Source organism: Serratia sp. NCCP-200 (assembly GCF_059697885.1).
Genome location: NZ_BAAKUJ010000009.1, coordinates 1 through 14,026, shown reverse-complemented (window position 1 = coordinate 14,026; position 14,026 = coordinate 1). Strand labels below are relative to the sequence as shown.

Below are 14,026 nucleotides of genomic sequence, written 5' to 3'. Positions count from 1 at the left end.
GCTATGCAACGAGGGATAGTCTGGATCGTCGATGACGATAGCTCCATCCGCTGGGTGCTAGAGCGTGCGCTCACCGGAGCCGGGGTGAACAGCGTCACCTTCGACAGCGGCAATGCCGTGTTGGAAGCATTGGCCACGCAAACTCCCGACGTGCTGCTATCAGATATCCGCATGCCGGGTATGGATGGCCTGGCGCTGCTCAAGCAGATCAAACAGCGTCACCCGATGCTCCCGGTCATCATAATGACGGCACATTCGGATCTGGACGCGGCGGTTAGCGCCTATCAACAAGGGGCGTTCGATTACCTGCCAAAACCCTTTGATATTGACGAGGCCGTCGCGCTGGTAGAGCGTGCCATCAGCCACTATCAAGAGCAGCAGCAACCCGCTCGCAACCAACCCGCCAACGATCCCGTCGCCGATATTATTGGTGAGGCCCCGGCAATGCAGGATGTGTTCCGCATTATCGGCCGCCTGTCACGTTCCTCCATCAGCGTGCTGATCAACGGGGAGTCGGGAACTGGGAAAGAGCTGGTCGCCCATGCGTTGCATCGCCACAGCCCACGCGTCAAATCTCCGTTTATCGCCCTGAACATGGCCGCGATCCCCAAAGACCTGATCGAATCTGAACTGTTCGGCCATGAGAAAGGGGCGTTTACCGGCGCCAATCAGATCCGCCAGGGCCGTTTTGAACAGGCCGACGGTGGTACGCTGTTCCTGGATGAAATCGGGGATATGCCGCTGGATGTGCAAACCCGCTTGCTGCGCGTATTGGCTGATGGCCAGTTCTATCGCGTGGGTGGCTATGCGCCGGTAAAGGTTGATGTGCGTATCATTGCCGCCACCCACCAGAACCTGGAGTTGCGCGTTCAGGAGGGCAAATTCCGTGAGGATCTGTTCCACCGCCTGAACGTGATCCGCGTACATCTGCCACCGCTGCGTGAACGCCGTGAGGATATTCCGCGCCTGGCGCGCTATTTCCTTCAGGTGGCCGCGAAAGAGTTGGGTGTGGAGGCGAAGAACCTGCATCCGGAAACCGAAACCGCCCTCACTCGCCTGCCATGGCCGGGTAACGTACGCCAGTTGGAAAACACCTGCCGCTGGCTGACCGTGATGGCCGCCGGGCAAGAAGTGCTGATCCAGGATCTGCCCTCGGAGTTGTTTGAAACCGCCGCACCGCAAGCCAGCAGCCACGGCTTGCCGGACAGTTGGGCCACGTTGTTGGCACAGTGGGCCGACCGCGCGTTACGTTCCGGTCATCAAAACCTGTTGTCCGAAGCTCAGCCGGAAATGGAGCGCACTTTGCTCACCACCGCGCTACGGCATACCCAAGGGCACAAGCAGGAAGCTGCCCGCCTGCTGGGATGGGGCCGGAATACCTTAACGCGTAAGCTGAAAGAATTAGGGATGGAGTAAGTAATACCCCTCACCCTAACCCTCTCCCAAAGGGAGAGGGGACAGAACGTGCTACAAATTACCCCTGCGCTCAACTGCTACATTGTTCTTGAGAAGTGCCACAGAATAACTCCATACCTGATATCAACTCCGTACCAGCTCCCTCTCCCTGTGGGAGAGGGTTGGGGTGAGGGGAACTTGATGATTAAAAATACAATCCAGCGCACAAAAAACCAGCGATTTAAGGCTTTTACCGGATATGCGGCAGCAGTATGATCGAAACGCAAACTCAGGAGGCTTTTGATGCTGGATACACTCATCGTCTTTCTTACCCAAGGCGCAGACGTCGGCTCAGCCGTCAGCCATTCACCGCAGGCGGCCGTTGCCACGGTGTTGTGCGCCGCACTGATCAATTTCTTCAGTTAACAGGGCGCAGCACGCTGCGCCCCTACACATCCACCGTGGTGTTGGGCGTCAGATAACCCGGGAGAACTGTTGGGCGCGGGCCTGTTTACGCAGGTAGATATCGAAGCACATGCAGATATTGCGGATCAGCAAGCGCCCACGAGGCGTGACGCGAATGCCGTGGTCATCGCGCTCCACCAGCCCGTCGCGTTCGAACGGCGCCAGTAATTCCAGATCGGCGGCAAAGTAATCCGCAAACGCAATGCCGTATTGCTGCTCAATCGGTTGATAGGCCAGTTGGAAATTACAGATTAGCGTCTTGATCACATCACGGCGCAGACAGTCATCTTCCGTCATCGCCAGGCCACGCCACAGGGCGTTCCCCTGCTCTTCCACGTTAGCGTAATACACCTTCAGCTCTTTCTGGTTCTGCGCGTAGCTGTCACCCAGCATGCTGATGGCGGAAACCCCCAGGCCCAGCAGATCGCTGTCCCCTTGGGTGGTATAACCCTGGAAATTGCGGTGCAGTTTGCCTTCGCGCTGGGCAATGGCCAGCTCATCGTTCGGCCGGGCAAAATGGTCCATACCGATAAACTGATAGCCCGACTCCGTTAGCGAAGCGATGGTTTGCTGCAGAATATCGAGTTTCTGCTGGGCGCTAGGTAGATCGGCGTCCTTGATTTTACGTTGGGCAGCAAACAGGTTCGGCATATGGGCGTAGTTAAATACGCTCAGGCGATCCGGGTTCAGCTCTGCCACCCGTTGCAGGGTGAAGGCAAAACTCTCTGGCGTCTGCTTCGGCAGGCCGTAAATCAGATCGATATTGGTCGAGTTGAAGCCAAGCGCTTTAGCCCGGGCGATCAGGGCAAAAATGAACTCTTCATCCTGCTCGCGGTTAACCAGACGCTGCACTTCTTTATTGAAGTCCTGCACTCCCATGCTGAGGCGGTTGAAGCCTTCGGCACGCAGGTGGTCCAGCACGTCCAGCTCGATTTCACGCGGGTCAACTTCGATCGACATTTCCATTGCTGGCTGGAAATCAAAGTGCTGGCGTAGCATGGCGACCAGCCGACTGATTTGCTGCTTATCCAGATAGGTTGGCGTACCGCCGCCCCAATGCAGTTGGCTGACCTTGCGGCCGGCAAACAGAGGGGCACGAGCGATGATTTCCCGCTCCAACACGGCCAGGTATTCATCGGCCTTGTGAGTCTGGCGTGTGACCAGCTTATTGCAGCCGCAGAAATAGCAGAGCTTATGACAGAAGGGAATATGGACATACAGCGACAGCGGGCGCTCAGGGTAGCGCGTAGCCGCGCGTTGGAACGCAGCTTCGTCATAGCCCTGGTTAAACTCCAGCGCCGTGGGGTATGAAGTATAACGCGGGCCTGAATAGTTATATTTTTGGATCAGGGCCAAATCCCAGACAATGGTCTGTTCTGACATGCTTGCTCACTCCTTCCGATATTTTTTCCTACCGGGCCGGGAAATGGGCAGTTGTCTACGCTGTCTGGCCGCGGAAGCGCTGCGAAAACGCGTTTTGCGCTTCGACAGCCGCCACAGTTTACCGAATAACCACAGTAGATAACATGTCAACAGTAGGGCTATTGCCGGGATCAGCCACATAACCGCTTAAAATACGTCTTTCGGGTTACCGCCTTTCAGCAGTTTCAGAATATCTTCCTGCTTCTCTTCCTGCTCTTCGTCGTCTTCATCACCCAGTTCGATGCCCAGTTCTTCCATCAGCGCATCGATACGATCCAGGGTTTGATCAACGTACGCCTGATCTTCCGCGCTCAGCGTGGCGCCTTCATCCAGGCGATCCAGCAAGGCATCCAGACGTTCATCGTTTTCCAGCTTGGTCAGTTCTTCTTCTGGCGTGAGGCGCGGTTTTTCTGCCTTCGGTTTTGGCTGTGGCTTGGTCGCCTTCACTTTAGCGTCGACCACCAGCGCAACCGGCACTTTACTGCCGAGACGAGGATCTTTGGGTTGCGCGCCAGTTTTATTTTTCTGGTTGGCAGACTCAACCTGGGTACGTGAACCGGAAGCCAGGCCACGGCGCTTTTTCAGGCGCTTGCGCTCGCGCGCTTCCTGATCGAGCTCCACACGACTTTTCTTTTTACTTTTTGACGTCGCCGCGCTGCTGCGTGGGCCGCGAGGTGCTTTTGATGGCTGGTTCATGGCTTTTACTCTTAGGTATGTAGATCCAGTATAGAATTGCTATACGGTTGCGGCGGAATCTAGCAGAAAGCAGACAAAGAAAAAAGGCGGCAGGTTAAAACCTGCCGCCTATTTCGCACCTTCACTCGAAGGATATTCCTGCTCCGCGCTCCATGCGCACACTCAACATCCCGGTTTTTCCATCTGCGATAACCGCGCTCCCTGCTACTACGTCTTTCATCCTGAAAGAAAAAATCATCCGTGCTGCGATCCGTTCGCTTCCACTCTTCCTGAGTGCGCTTCCCGCGGGCGTCCTGATTGCAGCCACTTCATCATCCGTGTACTATTCGTGCGCTCCGGCACCAATAGTTTCAATTCCATCTGACATCATCCTGGTACTCATTACACTGCCTGTGTATTCCCTGAGATTTTTCACCCTTCCTGGATGTTCCTGTTTCCTTGGCCTCCTGCCTTGCAACCTACTTTACGCTTTTATGGGATGTGCTCAAGATACCTACAGGTGGCTTACGGCGATCTTTTACTTAACGAAATTACAACACACTGTTTTATAACAAATAAAATATTTACAGCTTTCGAATAAAGCGACATTACCCCCAATTCGAATGGTCAATGTCTCACACGACTGGCGACCTTTTGCCACAAGCAGTCTGTGGTTAAAACGCTTAAAAACCGAGAAACACACCCTTTTAGCGCTGATGCAGTTATAATCGCCCACCAGATAGCCATCCTCACGGAGACGAAAAATTTTGACCAGCAAGAACTACAATTACCATGTGACCCATTTCGTCACCAGTGCGCCCGATATTCGCCACCTGCCGGGGGATGAAGGTATTGAAGTTGCGTTCGCCGGCCGTTCCAACGCCGGTAAGTCCAGCGCACTGAATACCCTGACCAATCAGAAAGGCCTGGCACGTACCAGTAAAACGCCGGGGCGTACCCAGCTGATTAACCTGTTCGAGGTCGAAGAAGGCATTCGCCTGGTCGACCTGCCAGGCTATGGCTATGCCGAAGTGCCGGAAGAGATGAAGAAGAAATGGCAGCGGGCGCTGGGTGAATACCTGCAAATGCGTAACTGCCTGAAAGGCCTGGTGGTGCTGATGGATATCCGTCATCCACTCAAAGACCTGGACCAACAGATGATCCAGTGGGCCGTCGACGTTGGCACGCCAGTGCTGGTCCTGCTGACCAAGGCCGATAAGCTGGCCTCAGGTGCCCGCAAGGCGCAACTCAATATGGTGCGTGAGGCCGTGCTGCCATTTATGGGTGATATTCAGGTGGAAGCCTTCTCGTCACCGAAAAAGATCGGTGTCGATAAACTGAGCCAGAAGTTGAATACCTGGTTTAACGAGATCCCACCGGAAGTGCTGCCGGAAGACGATATCGGCGGGGAATGATACCGCTGCGGGTGTTTCGTAGGGGCGCCGCATGCTGCGCCCAATGAGCCGATGCTGAGACATCGGCTTTTTTACGCCCGATATCACACCGCACGAGGCCACATTTCGTTATCTAATTACAATTTTGACTAAAAACCATCACGAAAACTTATGGCAGATGTTGCGCTGTCAGGAGATAAATGCTGATAAATCAGCCAAGGGAACGGCGTGAGAGAGAAAGGTGAGGATAACTAAAATCGATGGTTTTGACGTTGTTTTTACAATAAAAAACGCCCCAGTCAATACTGACTGGGGCGGCTAAATATTCAGCCAAATCCGATTACGTGAAGTAAAAGGTCTGAAAGATAGAACATCTTACCTCTGTACCCTACGCCTGTAACTCTACATCATTTTTTCACGCTGCAAAAGAATTTTTTGTAGTTTACTTACACGATCCGAGCACTAACAACGCCAATGTAGTCGAAACAATCGCCGAAAGATGTTGCTCAGTTACCAAAAATGCTTAGGTTTTCGCCAGTTAGCGAAAACTAGCCATAACACATCACCTAGGGTAATCAGTGAGCCTCATCCCAGTTTTTACCTACGCCGATATCCACCCGCAGCGGAACAGCCAACTGCATGCTGTTTTCCATCAACTCATGAATGCGCAGGCTGGCCTCTTCGATGGCCGACTCGTGGATTTCAAACACCAGTTCATCGTGTACCTGCATGATCATGCGCACCAGCGGCTTCTCAGGCCCTTGCAGCCAGGCATCCACCTCAATCATCGCACGTTTGATGATATCCGCAGCAGTGCCCTGCATAGGGGCGTTAATCGCCGCTCTCTCGGCCGCCTTGCGACGCATACCGTTACTGGAGCGAACGTCCGGCAGATACAACCGGCGGCCATCCAGCGTGCTGACGTAGCCCTGCTCGGCGGCCTGCTGACGGGTGCGTTCCATATACTCCAGCACACCAGGGTAGCGCTCGAAGTACAGATCCATATAGCGCTGCGCTTCGCCGCGCGGGATCCCCAGCTGGCGAGCCAAACCAAATGCGCTCATGCCGTAGATCAAGCCAAAGTTAATCGCCTTGGCACTGCGACGCTGTTCGTTGGTGACCTTCTCCAACGCCAGACCAAAGACTTCTGCCGCCGTTGCCCGGTGTATGTCCTTACCTTCAGCAAACGCTGTGAGCAAGCCTTCGTCCTGCGATAAATGGGCCATGATGCGCAGTTCAATCTGCGAGTAGTCCGCCGCGACAATGCGGTAGCCCTCAGGCGCAATAAATGCCTGACGGATACGGCGCCCTTCATCGTTACGTACCGGGATGTTTTGCAGGTTTGGATCGCTGGATGACAAGCGACCTGTGGCGGTGACGGCCTGATGATAAGAAGTATGCACCCGCCCGCTAACCGGGTTGATCATCAACGGTAGTTTGTCGGTATAGGTGGTTTTCAGCTTCGCCAGACCACGGTATTCCAAGATCACTTTCGGCAGCGGATAATCCAGCGCCAACTCGGCCAGCACTTCCTCATTGGTAGAAGGAGCACCGCCAGGGGTCTTTTTCAGCACCGGCAGCTTTTGCTTTTCATACAAAATGGCCTGCAACTGCTTGGTCGAGGCCAGATTGAACGGCTCTTCTGCCAATTCATGGGCCTGCACTTCAAGCTCGCCGAGGCGCTTGGTCAACTCAATGGAGTGAGCAGCCAGAATGTTAGGATCGATCAGCACCCCGGTGCGTTCGATATGGGAAAGCACCGGCAACAGCGGCATTTCAATCTCATTGAATACCGTCAGCAGGCCTTCACTCTCTTTCAACTGCGGCCACATCGCCAAATGCAGCTGTAGCGTAACGTCGGCATCTTCTGCCGCATAAGGGCCCGCCTCTTCAAGGGCGATCTGGTTAAAGGTTAACTGTTTTTTGCCTTTGCCCGCGATCTCTTCGAAGGTAATGGTTTTATGGCCCAGGTAGCGATCGGCCAGGCTATCCATATCGTGACGGCCACTGACGCTGTCGAGTACGTAGGACTCCAGCATGGTGTCGTAGGCGATACCGCGTAGATCGATGTCATAGCGTGCCAGCAGGCTCTTATCGAACTTCAGGTTCTGCCCCACCTTCAACGCCTTCTCGTCTTCCAGCAGCGGCTTCAGGGTGGCCAGGACGTGGTTACGGTCCAGCTGTGGGGGAGCATCCAGATAATCGTGTGCAACCGGCAGGTACGCCGCCACGCCAGGCTCGATGGCGAAGGACAGACCGATCAGGTTAGCCGTCAGGGTATCCAGGCCGTCAGTTTCGGTATCGAAGGCGAAAACTTCGGCCTGCTTCAGGCGCGCCATCCAATCGGCGAAGGTTTCCTCGTCCAGAATGGTGACGTAACCTTCCTGCGACAGGGTAGGTTCTGCGGCGGCTCTTGGTGCTTCTGCCGTTGAGGCTGGCTTGGCTGCCGCGCTGGCCTTACGACCTGACCCTTTGTTTTCTAACCAGGTCCCGGCTTCAACATCGGCCATCCAGCGTTTGAACTCGTAGCGCTTAAACAGCGCCTGCAGCTGATCGACATCCGGCGGGCTCACTTCCAGCTCACTGCATTTCAGATCCAGTTCAACATCGGTTTTGATCGTCGCCAGTTTGTAAGAGAGGTAGGCCACCTCTTTGTTCTGCTCCAGCTTGGCCGCCATGGTCTTGGCACCGCGGAAGCTCAGCGTGGCAATGCTATCCAGATTGGCATAGAGCTGATCCAGGCCCCCTAACCCTTGCAGCAGCGCCTGGGCCGTTTTCTCACCCACCCCAGGTACGCCAGGGATGTTATCTGACGAATCCCCCATCAGCGCCAGGAAATCGATGATCAGTTCAGGAGGAATACCGTATTTATCACAGACCTCCTGCGGGCCAAGGATGGTGTTGTTCATGGTATTGATCAGGGTGACATTCGGCGTCACCAACTGAGCCATATCTTTGTCGCCGGTGCTGATCAACACGGCATGACCCGCTTTCTCAGCCTCTAGCGCCAGAGTGCCGATTACGTCATCGGCCTCTACGCCGGGTGTAACCAGCAACGGTAACCCCATGGCTTTAACCATCTGGTGCAGCGGTTCGATCTGCGCTCGCAAATCGTCCGGCATCGGTGGCCGATGTGATTTATATTCGGCAAACAGCTCGTCACGGAAGGTCTTCCCTTTGGCATCAAACACCACCGCCACATGGCTGGGGGTATACTGCAACAGCAGGCTGCGCAGCATGTTCAGCACACCGTACATCGCTCCCGTCGGCTCACCGACCGAGTTTGTCAGCGGTGGGAAGGCGTGGTAGGCGCGGTAAAGGTAAGAGGAACCATCCACCAGGATTAATGGGTTTTCTGCAATCTGGGCCATAACGTTTCTTTTTCGTGAAAAGGACTGGGGTAAGCATGCCATAGCTAGCCGCTGGTGACGAACCTTAGCGTGCAATATGGCCAAATTAGATGAGATCCTGTGAAGCGATCCGCAAGATCCTGCCTGTGGATAACTTTGTGCATAGTTTAGCAACTGAATTATAACGAAGATAATATCGTTATAATGGAAAATAAAATTCCTAAACAAATCACACTGTTGAAAGAGGGGATTGGCGGTTTTGCTATTTATCGTGTTTCAGTTAATTTGTGGATATAACTGGGGCCGGAGTTTAATCGCACGTTTAATCAATTTAGGCACCTCAATGACCATAGCACAAGATTGAAAATCTGCACGCCAACGGCAAACAACTGGCAATTTCTACCTGGTTAAGATCGCTTACTTTTAGCCGCGTATTCTTGGCCTGGATTCTGTTAAAATATTTTTTTGTTGGTACGTACTGACGTATCTAACGATGTTTCCTTCAACCGTCAGCACTAAACCCATGCCAAAATTGCTATCCCCTGTTATTTTTATCTTTTCTGCGCTGCTTGCCATTGGCGTAACGATGCTGTGCTCCATCTCCATTGTTTTGGCCGGTATCATTAAGCTTTTGATCCCCATGCCCGCCGTTTGGCGATACATTTCAGCCTTTGCTGACCTGATGATGTGGTGCTGGTGCCAATGCCTGGCAGTATTGTTACGAATTAACCCCCGCTTGCAGTGGGATATTCAAGGGCTGCACGGGCTGGAGAAAAAGAATTGGTATTTGCTGATCAGCAACCATAAAAGCTGGTCGGACATTGTAGTGCTGTGTGTGTTATTCCGTCACCATATACCTATGAATAAGTACTTCCTGAAGCAGCAACTGGCCTGGATCCCCTTCGTCGGTCTGGCCTGCTGGGCGCTGGATATGCCCTTTATGAAGCGCTACTCGCGGGCCTATCTGCACAGACATCCAGAGAAAAGCGGGCAGGATATCGAAACCACACGGCGTTCCTGCGACAAGTTTCGCCTGCGCCCGACCACCATCGTCAATTTCGTTGAGGGCTCTCGTTTCACCGAGGCCAAGAAAATTAAAACCCGCTCACCCTACCGCAATTTGCTCGCCCCCAAAGCTGCCGGGATCGCCTTTACGCTTAGCGCGCTTGGTCAGCAATTTGATAAGATCCTGAATGTCACCCTGTGCTATCCAGATAACCATGAGCATCCCTTTAGGGATATGTTATGTGGCCGCTTGCAAAGGGTTGTCGTCAGGATTGAATGCCTACCGATTGATGAGTCGCTGCACGGGGATTACTTCAATGACAAACTGTTTAAACGTAAATTCCAGATTTGGCTGAATACGTTGTGGCAGGAAAAAGATGGTTTGCTAGACAGGCTCAAGCGTGAATAAGTTAAAAAAACGCCGGATTAACCGGCGTTGATTTTTTGCTGCGGCTTACTTTTGTTCGGTCAGGAACTTAACGACATCAGCAAATTGCTTGACGTAAACGTCCATGCTGCTGGTATCCAGCCCATCGTTTTTCACCATGTATTTGCCATTAACAAATACCGCTGGCACGCCACGCAGTTGCAAATCTTCTGCCGCTTTCTCTTGCTGAGCCACCAGAGATTTCACCACGAAGCTGTTTAAAGCCGCGTCATAGTCTTCACCTGCTACGCCTGCATTGACGAATACCTTGCGGATATCGTCAGGCGTTTGCACGGTTTGAGTTTTCTGAATCGCTTCAAACATTGGCTGAGTAATTTTGTCTTCTACACCCAGAGCCATGGCAACTGCCCAGGCTTGAGTTAATTGCTTACCCAATGGACCCAGGAATTCCACATGGTATTTGGTCATCTTGGTGCCTTCAGGCAGCGCTTTTTTGACCGCATCAGAAATATGGTATGTCTCTTCAAACTGGTAGCAGTGCGGGCAGTAGAAAGAGAAGAACTCCAGCACCTGTGGTTCGCCAGTTACCGGCTTATCCAAAGTGATGTATTGCGTACCGTCACTGAATTGCGCAGCGGAGGCACTGAATGCCATCACCATACCAACGAGTGCCAACCAAATTTTTTTCATAACACTAAACTCTCCATTATGTTAATGCTTCAATACATTGGCATGAGCTGCAGAGGGGGTTCCTGCAACAGCTTAACCTGTTCAGTAAATGCCGCAGTCTGAGATAACCAGAAATCAGACTCCGCCATCCACGGGAAACTTTTTGGAAACGCGGGATCCTGCCAACGGCGTGCTACCCATGCCAGGTAATACACCATGCGCATGGCCCGCAAGGGTTCGATCAACGCCAGCTCACGCTGATCAAATTCGGCAAATTCGCCATAGGCTTCCAGCAGGATATCCAGCTGCATCAGCCGATCGCGACGTTCGCCGTGTAACAACATCCACAAATCCTGTATTGCCGGCCCGTTGCGTGCATCGTCAAGATCGACGAACAGCGGACCATCACGCCACAAGATATTGCCTGGGTGGCAATCGCCATGCAAACGCAGCGGTTGCCAATCCAGTTGCCAGTGCGGTTTGATAGCGTCAATCAACGTATCCGTAGCCCGCAGGAAAGTCTCGCGCTGGGCCTTGGGAACTAAATCACAGCTTGCCAGAACCTGCCGGGGCTCCGTGAGATACTCTTCAATGCCAATGGTCGGCCGCTCGGTAAACAGGCTTTCGCTACCCACCTGGTGGATACGGCCAAGAAAACGCCCGACCCACTCCAGCTGTTCCAGATTATCGATCTCATACTGTCGGCCACCGACGCTCGGAAATACGGTAAAGAAAAAGCCTGCATGGGTGTGCAGCGTATTTCCCTGTAATACCAGCGGCGCGACCGCCGGAATTTCGTTGTGCGACAAATCCAGCGCGAACCTGTGTTCTTCACCGATTTGTTCTGCACTCCAGCGTTCTGGGCGATAAAATTTCACCACGTAACGCCGACGATCTTCGTCCATAAACTGGTATACGCGGTTTTCATAGCTGTTGAGCGCCGTCAGCCCTGAATCAACACGCAAACCTATCCCTTCCAGCGCATCCATTATCAGATCGGGAGAAAGGGTTTCAAAATTAAATGCAGAGTTGTTCATAACAACCGTTCAGTTCGCCAGATGACAACAGCGTGCCAAGAATAAGAAAGAGTAGCACTAATCACCGCCACTGATGACCGCACCGCATGAATGCTAATCTTTTATCACGCCACGAGCACGCAGCAACGCCGTTTTAAAGTCGTCTTCGTAGTCTTTCTTCAAGCCTGGGATCTGTTCTGTGCCCGCACTGCCGCGCATTTTCAGGTGATAGATCAAGATATCATCGCTCAGATCGCCTAACTCACCCTGAAAACCCGCTTCCTGTGCCAGCTTTTGCAGAAACTGAATCAGGTTGAGATCGGGATCCTGCTGCCAGGCCGGCTGCAAAAGCTCAATCAGTTCGTTTACGCGATGCGTTTTCATAGCAAAATATCATCCAATGAAGTGATAAACCCACAAAGTAGCAGGCTTGACTACGTAGTGAAAGAACCAGCGTGTCAATAAAGGTAAATCATGATGTCTGAACAGGTTTAGCGCTACAATCAGGGCATTGGAGAGGGGTTGGATGATGACTATGCATGCAGATATAACCGGCGTTATTCTGGCCGGTGGGCGCTCTACCCGCATGGGAGGGAAAGATAAAGGATTGGTGCAAGTGGGGGATAAAACCCTGTACCAGCACGTACTGGGCCGATTTACACCGCAAGTGAGCCAGGTGATCATCAGTGCCAATCGCAATCAGCAATGTTATCAGCAAAGCGGCTTAGAGGTCGTCGGCGATTTGACCGCAGATTACCCCGGCCCTTTAGCCGGTATATTGGCAGGCCTCACTTATGCCCACACACCATGGATTGTCTGCGCCCCCTGCGATGTCCCCGATTTCCCTCTCAACCTGGTAGAACAGCTTTGGCTGCATAAAGGCAATGCCCTTGCCGCCTATGCTTGTGATGGCGAACGTGAGCATCCTACCTTCGCTTTACTGCATACCAGTCTGACAGAGGAACTCACCCGTTATCTAGCCCGGGGGGAACGCAAATTGATGCTGTTCATGGCGGCTGTCGGTGCACAACAGGTGGTGTTCCGTGGGCAGCAAGACGCCTTCCGTAATTTGAATACCCCGGAAGATTGCCAACAGTGGCAGCAGGAAAAGGGGGGCGATCAATGACGGAGTTATTGCCACCCTTGCTGGCTATCGCCGCCTATAGCGGCACAGGTAAAACCACGCTACTTAAGCAATTGATCCCGCTATTAAAACAGCAGCAGGTGCGTGTTGGCCTGATCAAGCATACTCACCATGATATGGATGTAGATACGCCTGGTAAGGACAGCTATGAACTGCGCAAGGCCGGTGCAGACCAAATGCTGGTTGCCAGCGATCGGCGCTGGGCATTAATGACTGAAACACCGGAGCAACAGCCTTTGGATCTCCAGTATCTGGCCAGCAGATTCGATCGCAGCAAGGTGGATTTGATCCTGGTGGAAGGGTTCAAGCATGAGCAGATCAGCAAAATTGTTCTCTATCGCGAGGAAGTCGGTAAACCACTTGCAGATATGTTGGATCAGCACGTCATTGCCGTAGCCAGCGATAAGAAGATAGAAGGTGTTGCGCCGTTACTAGATATCAACCAGCCTGAAACGATCGCTGGGTTTATTGTTGAGTGGCTGAAGCAGACAAAGGCATAGTCCCTCCCCTCACCCTAACCCTCTCCCACAGGGAGAGGGAACCGATCGAGCTCGCGGGTCTCTCTGTGTAATACTTCATCTTTCTGCTTTCTTCCAACGTCCTGAAGCGATACGGGCTCACCAACCTCTCCCCACTTTCCGAAGCAGTACGGGCTCATCCACGACGCCGGACGGCTCCCTCTCCCTCACACAGGGGTTCAGGTTGTTCCCGTTCGTTGCATTGGGAGAGGGCGGGGGTGAGGGGGATTTCCGTTTTCGATGCATAGCAAAAAGGCCATCCTTGCGGATGGCCTCTTGGCTTAATTGATGCCTGGCAGTGTCCTACTCTCGCATGGGGAGACCCCACACTACCATCGGCGCTACGGCGTTTCACTTCTGAGTTCGGCATGGGGTCAGGTGGGACCACCGCGCTATTGCCGCCAGGCAAATTCTGTTTCATTCTTGGCCGTTACTTTCGTAACCACCAGAACCAATCTCGGAACTTCGCTGAAAATTGTCGTCTACTCTAAAACACCTTCGGTGTTGTAAGGTTAAGCCTCACGGATCATTAGTACTGGTTAGCTCAATGCATCGCTGCACTTACACACCCAGCCTATCAACGTC

14 protein-coding genes and 2 rRNA genes are annotated in these 14,026 nt (G+C 53.1%); 6 read left to right on the top strand and 10 right to left on the bottom strand.

The annotated features are described in order from the left end of the window. The first annotated feature begins 3 nt into the window (after positions 1-3). Positions 4-1,416, top strand: coding sequence for a nitrogen regulation protein NR(I) (gene glnG, locus AC6HVW_RS22520; RefSeq protein WP_024482964.1), 1,413 nt, complete (start codon positions 4-6; stop codon positions 1,414-1,416). A gap of 282 nt (positions 1,417-1,698) precedes the next feature. After that, positions 1,699-1,821 carry a YshB family small membrane protein gene (locus AC6HVW_RS22515; RefSeq protein WP_137751101.1) on the top strand — a complete coding sequence of 41 codons (123 nt, stop codon included), beginning with the start codon at positions 1,699-1,701 and terminating at the stop codon, positions 1,819-1,821. 48 nt (positions 1,822-1,869) lie between these two features. Here AC6HVW_RS22515 and hemN read toward each other — a convergent pair whose 3' ends face one another. Together hemN and yihI are read right to left on the bottom strand one after the other, a co-directional pair. Beyond that, positions 1,870-3,243 carry an oxygen-independent coproporphyrinogen III oxidase gene (gene hemN / locus AC6HVW_RS22510; RefSeq protein WP_071683783.1) on the bottom strand — a complete coding sequence of 458 codons (1,374 nt, stop codon included), beginning with the start codon at positions 3,241-3,243 and terminating at the stop codon, positions 1,870-1,872. 186 nt (positions 3,244-3,429) lie between these two features. Next, positions 3,430-3,978, bottom strand: coding sequence for a Der GTPase-activating protein YihI (yihI, locus tag AC6HVW_RS22505; protein ID WP_071683784.1), 549 nt, complete (start codon positions 3,976-3,978; stop codon positions 3,430-3,432). Between the two features lie 746 nt (positions 3,979-4,724). On the opposite strand from yihI, the gene yihA reads away from it, so the two are divergent. Then, entirely contained in the window at positions 4,725-5,372 is a 648-nt protein-coding gene (gene yihA, locus AC6HVW_RS22500) for a ribosome biogenesis GTP-binding protein YihA/YsxC (protein ID WP_024482967.1), read from the top strand. A gap of 305 nt (positions 5,373-5,677) precedes the next feature. On the opposite strand, the gene spfP is transcribed toward yihA, so the two are convergent. The 3 genes from spfP to AC6HVW_RS22485 form a co-directional block, all read right to left on the bottom strand. Next, positions 5,678-5,725: a small protein SpfP gene (spfP, locus tag AC6HVW_RS22495; protein WP_071892919.1), complete on the bottom strand. Its 48-nt coding sequence runs from the start codon at positions 5,723-5,725 to the stop codon at positions 5,678-5,680. A gap of 201 nt (positions 5,726-5,926) precedes the next feature. After that, positions 5,927-8,722, bottom strand: a complete 2,796-nt coding sequence (gene polA, locus AC6HVW_RS22490) for a DNA polymerase I (RefSeq protein WP_071683785.1) — start codon at positions 8,720-8,722, stop codon at positions 5,927-5,929. 402 nt (positions 8,723-9,124) lie between these two features. After that, positions 9,125-9,364, bottom strand: a complete 240-nt coding sequence (locus tag AC6HVW_RS22485) for a hypothetical protein (protein WP_254698925.1) — start codon at positions 9,362-9,364, stop codon at positions 9,125-9,127. Here AC6HVW_RS22485 and yihG point away from each other — a divergent pair. Further along, positions 9,249-10,115 (top strand): 1-acylglycerol-3-phosphate O-acyltransferase, YihG family, encoded by an 867-nt coding sequence (gene yihG / locus AC6HVW_RS22480; RefSeq protein WP_497569709.1) that lies wholly within the window; start codon positions 9,249-9,251, stop codon positions 10,113-10,115. The two genes, AC6HVW_RS22485 and yihG, sit on opposite strands and share 116 nt — an antisense overlap. Positions 10,116-10,160: 45 nt before the next feature. Here yihG and dsbA read toward each other — a convergent pair whose 3' ends face one another. The 3 genes from dsbA to AC6HVW_RS22465 form a co-directional block, all read right to left on the bottom strand. Further along, the gene (gene dsbA, locus AC6HVW_RS22475; RefSeq protein WP_024482970.1) at positions 10,161-10,784 is read right to left on the bottom strand and encodes a thiol:disulfide interchange protein DsbA; all 624 of its coding nucleotides are present in this window, start codon (positions 10,782-10,784) and stop codon (positions 10,161-10,163) included. Between the two features lie 29 nt (positions 10,785-10,813). Next, entirely contained in the window at positions 10,814-11,800 is a 987-nt protein-coding gene (locus AC6HVW_RS22470) for a serine/threonine protein kinase (protein ID WP_071683787.1), read from the bottom strand. Between the two features lie 93 nt (positions 11,801-11,893). Continuing rightward, complete coding sequence (locus AC6HVW_RS22465; protein ID WP_024482972.1) at positions 11,894-12,163, bottom strand: YihD family protein; 270 nt, start codon at positions 12,161-12,163, stop codon at positions 11,894-11,896. Between the two features lie 151 nt (positions 12,164-12,314). Here AC6HVW_RS22465 and mobA point away from each other — a divergent pair, with 151 nt between their 5' ends. Together mobA and mobB are read left to right on the top strand one after the other, a co-directional pair. After that, positions 12,315-12,905: a molybdenum cofactor guanylyltransferase MobA gene (gene mobA, locus AC6HVW_RS22460; RefSeq protein ID WP_071683793.1), complete on the top strand. Its 591-nt coding sequence runs from the start codon at positions 12,315-12,317 to the stop codon at positions 12,903-12,905. Next, positions 12,902-13,423 carry a molybdopterin-guanine dinucleotide biosynthesis protein MobB gene (gene mobB / locus AC6HVW_RS22455; RefSeq protein ID WP_071683788.1) on the top strand — a complete coding sequence of 174 codons (522 nt, stop codon included), beginning with the start codon at positions 12,902-12,904 and terminating at the stop codon, positions 13,421-13,423. The genes mobA and mobB overlap by 4 nt, the downstream gene beginning before the upstream one ends. Before the next feature lie 308 nt (positions 13,424-13,731). Here mobB and rrf read toward each other — a convergent pair. After that, positions 13,732-13,847, bottom strand: a 5S ribosomal RNA gene (gene rrf, locus AC6HVW_RS22450). Positions 13,848-13,949: 102 nt separating this feature from the next. After that, positions 13,950-14,026, bottom strand: a 23S ribosomal RNA gene (locus tag AC6HVW_RS22445); the annotation flags it as partial.

Bases quoted from the DNA above. Each gene is read 5' to 3' on its own strand.
- glnG (WP_024482964.1), top strand. From the start codon at position 4: ATGCAACGAGGGATAGTCTGGATCGTCGATGACGATAGCTCCATCCGC.
- AC6HVW_RS22515 (WP_137751101.1), top strand. From the start codon at position 1,699: ATGCTGGATACACTCATCGTCTTTCTTACCCAAGGCGCAGACGTCGGC.
- hemN (WP_071683783.1), bottom strand. From the start codon at position 3,243: ATGTCAGAACAGACCATTGTCTGGGATTTGGCCCTGATCCAAAAATAT.
- yihI (WP_071683784.1), bottom strand. From the start codon at position 3,978: ATGAACCAGCCATCAAAAGCACCTCGCGGCCCACGCAGCAGCGCGGCG.
- polA (WP_071683785.1), bottom strand. From the start codon at position 8,722: ATGGCCCAGATTGCAGAAAACCCATTAATCCTGGTGGATGGTTCCTCT.
- AC6HVW_RS22485 (WP_254698925.1), bottom strand. From the start codon at position 9,364: ATGTATCGCCAAACGGCGGGCATGGGGATCAAAAGCTTAATGATACCG.
- dsbA (WP_024482970.1), bottom strand. From the start codon at position 10,784: ATGAAAAAAATTTGGTTGGCACTCGTTGGTATGGTGATGGCATTCAGT.
- AC6HVW_RS22470 (WP_071683787.1), bottom strand. From the start codon at position 11,800: ATGAACAACTCTGCATTTAATTTTGAAACCCTTTCTCCCGATCTGATA.
- AC6HVW_RS22465 (WP_024482972.1), bottom strand. From the start codon at position 12,163: ATGAAAACGCATCGCGTAAACGAACTGATTGAGCTTTTGCAGCCGGCC.
- mobA (WP_071683793.1), top strand. From the start codon at position 12,315: ATGCATGCAGATATAACCGGCGTTATTCTGGCCGGTGGGCGCTCTACC.
- mobB (WP_071683788.1), top strand. From the start codon at position 12,902: ATGACGGAGTTATTGCCACCCTTGCTGGCTATCGCCGCCTATAGCGGC.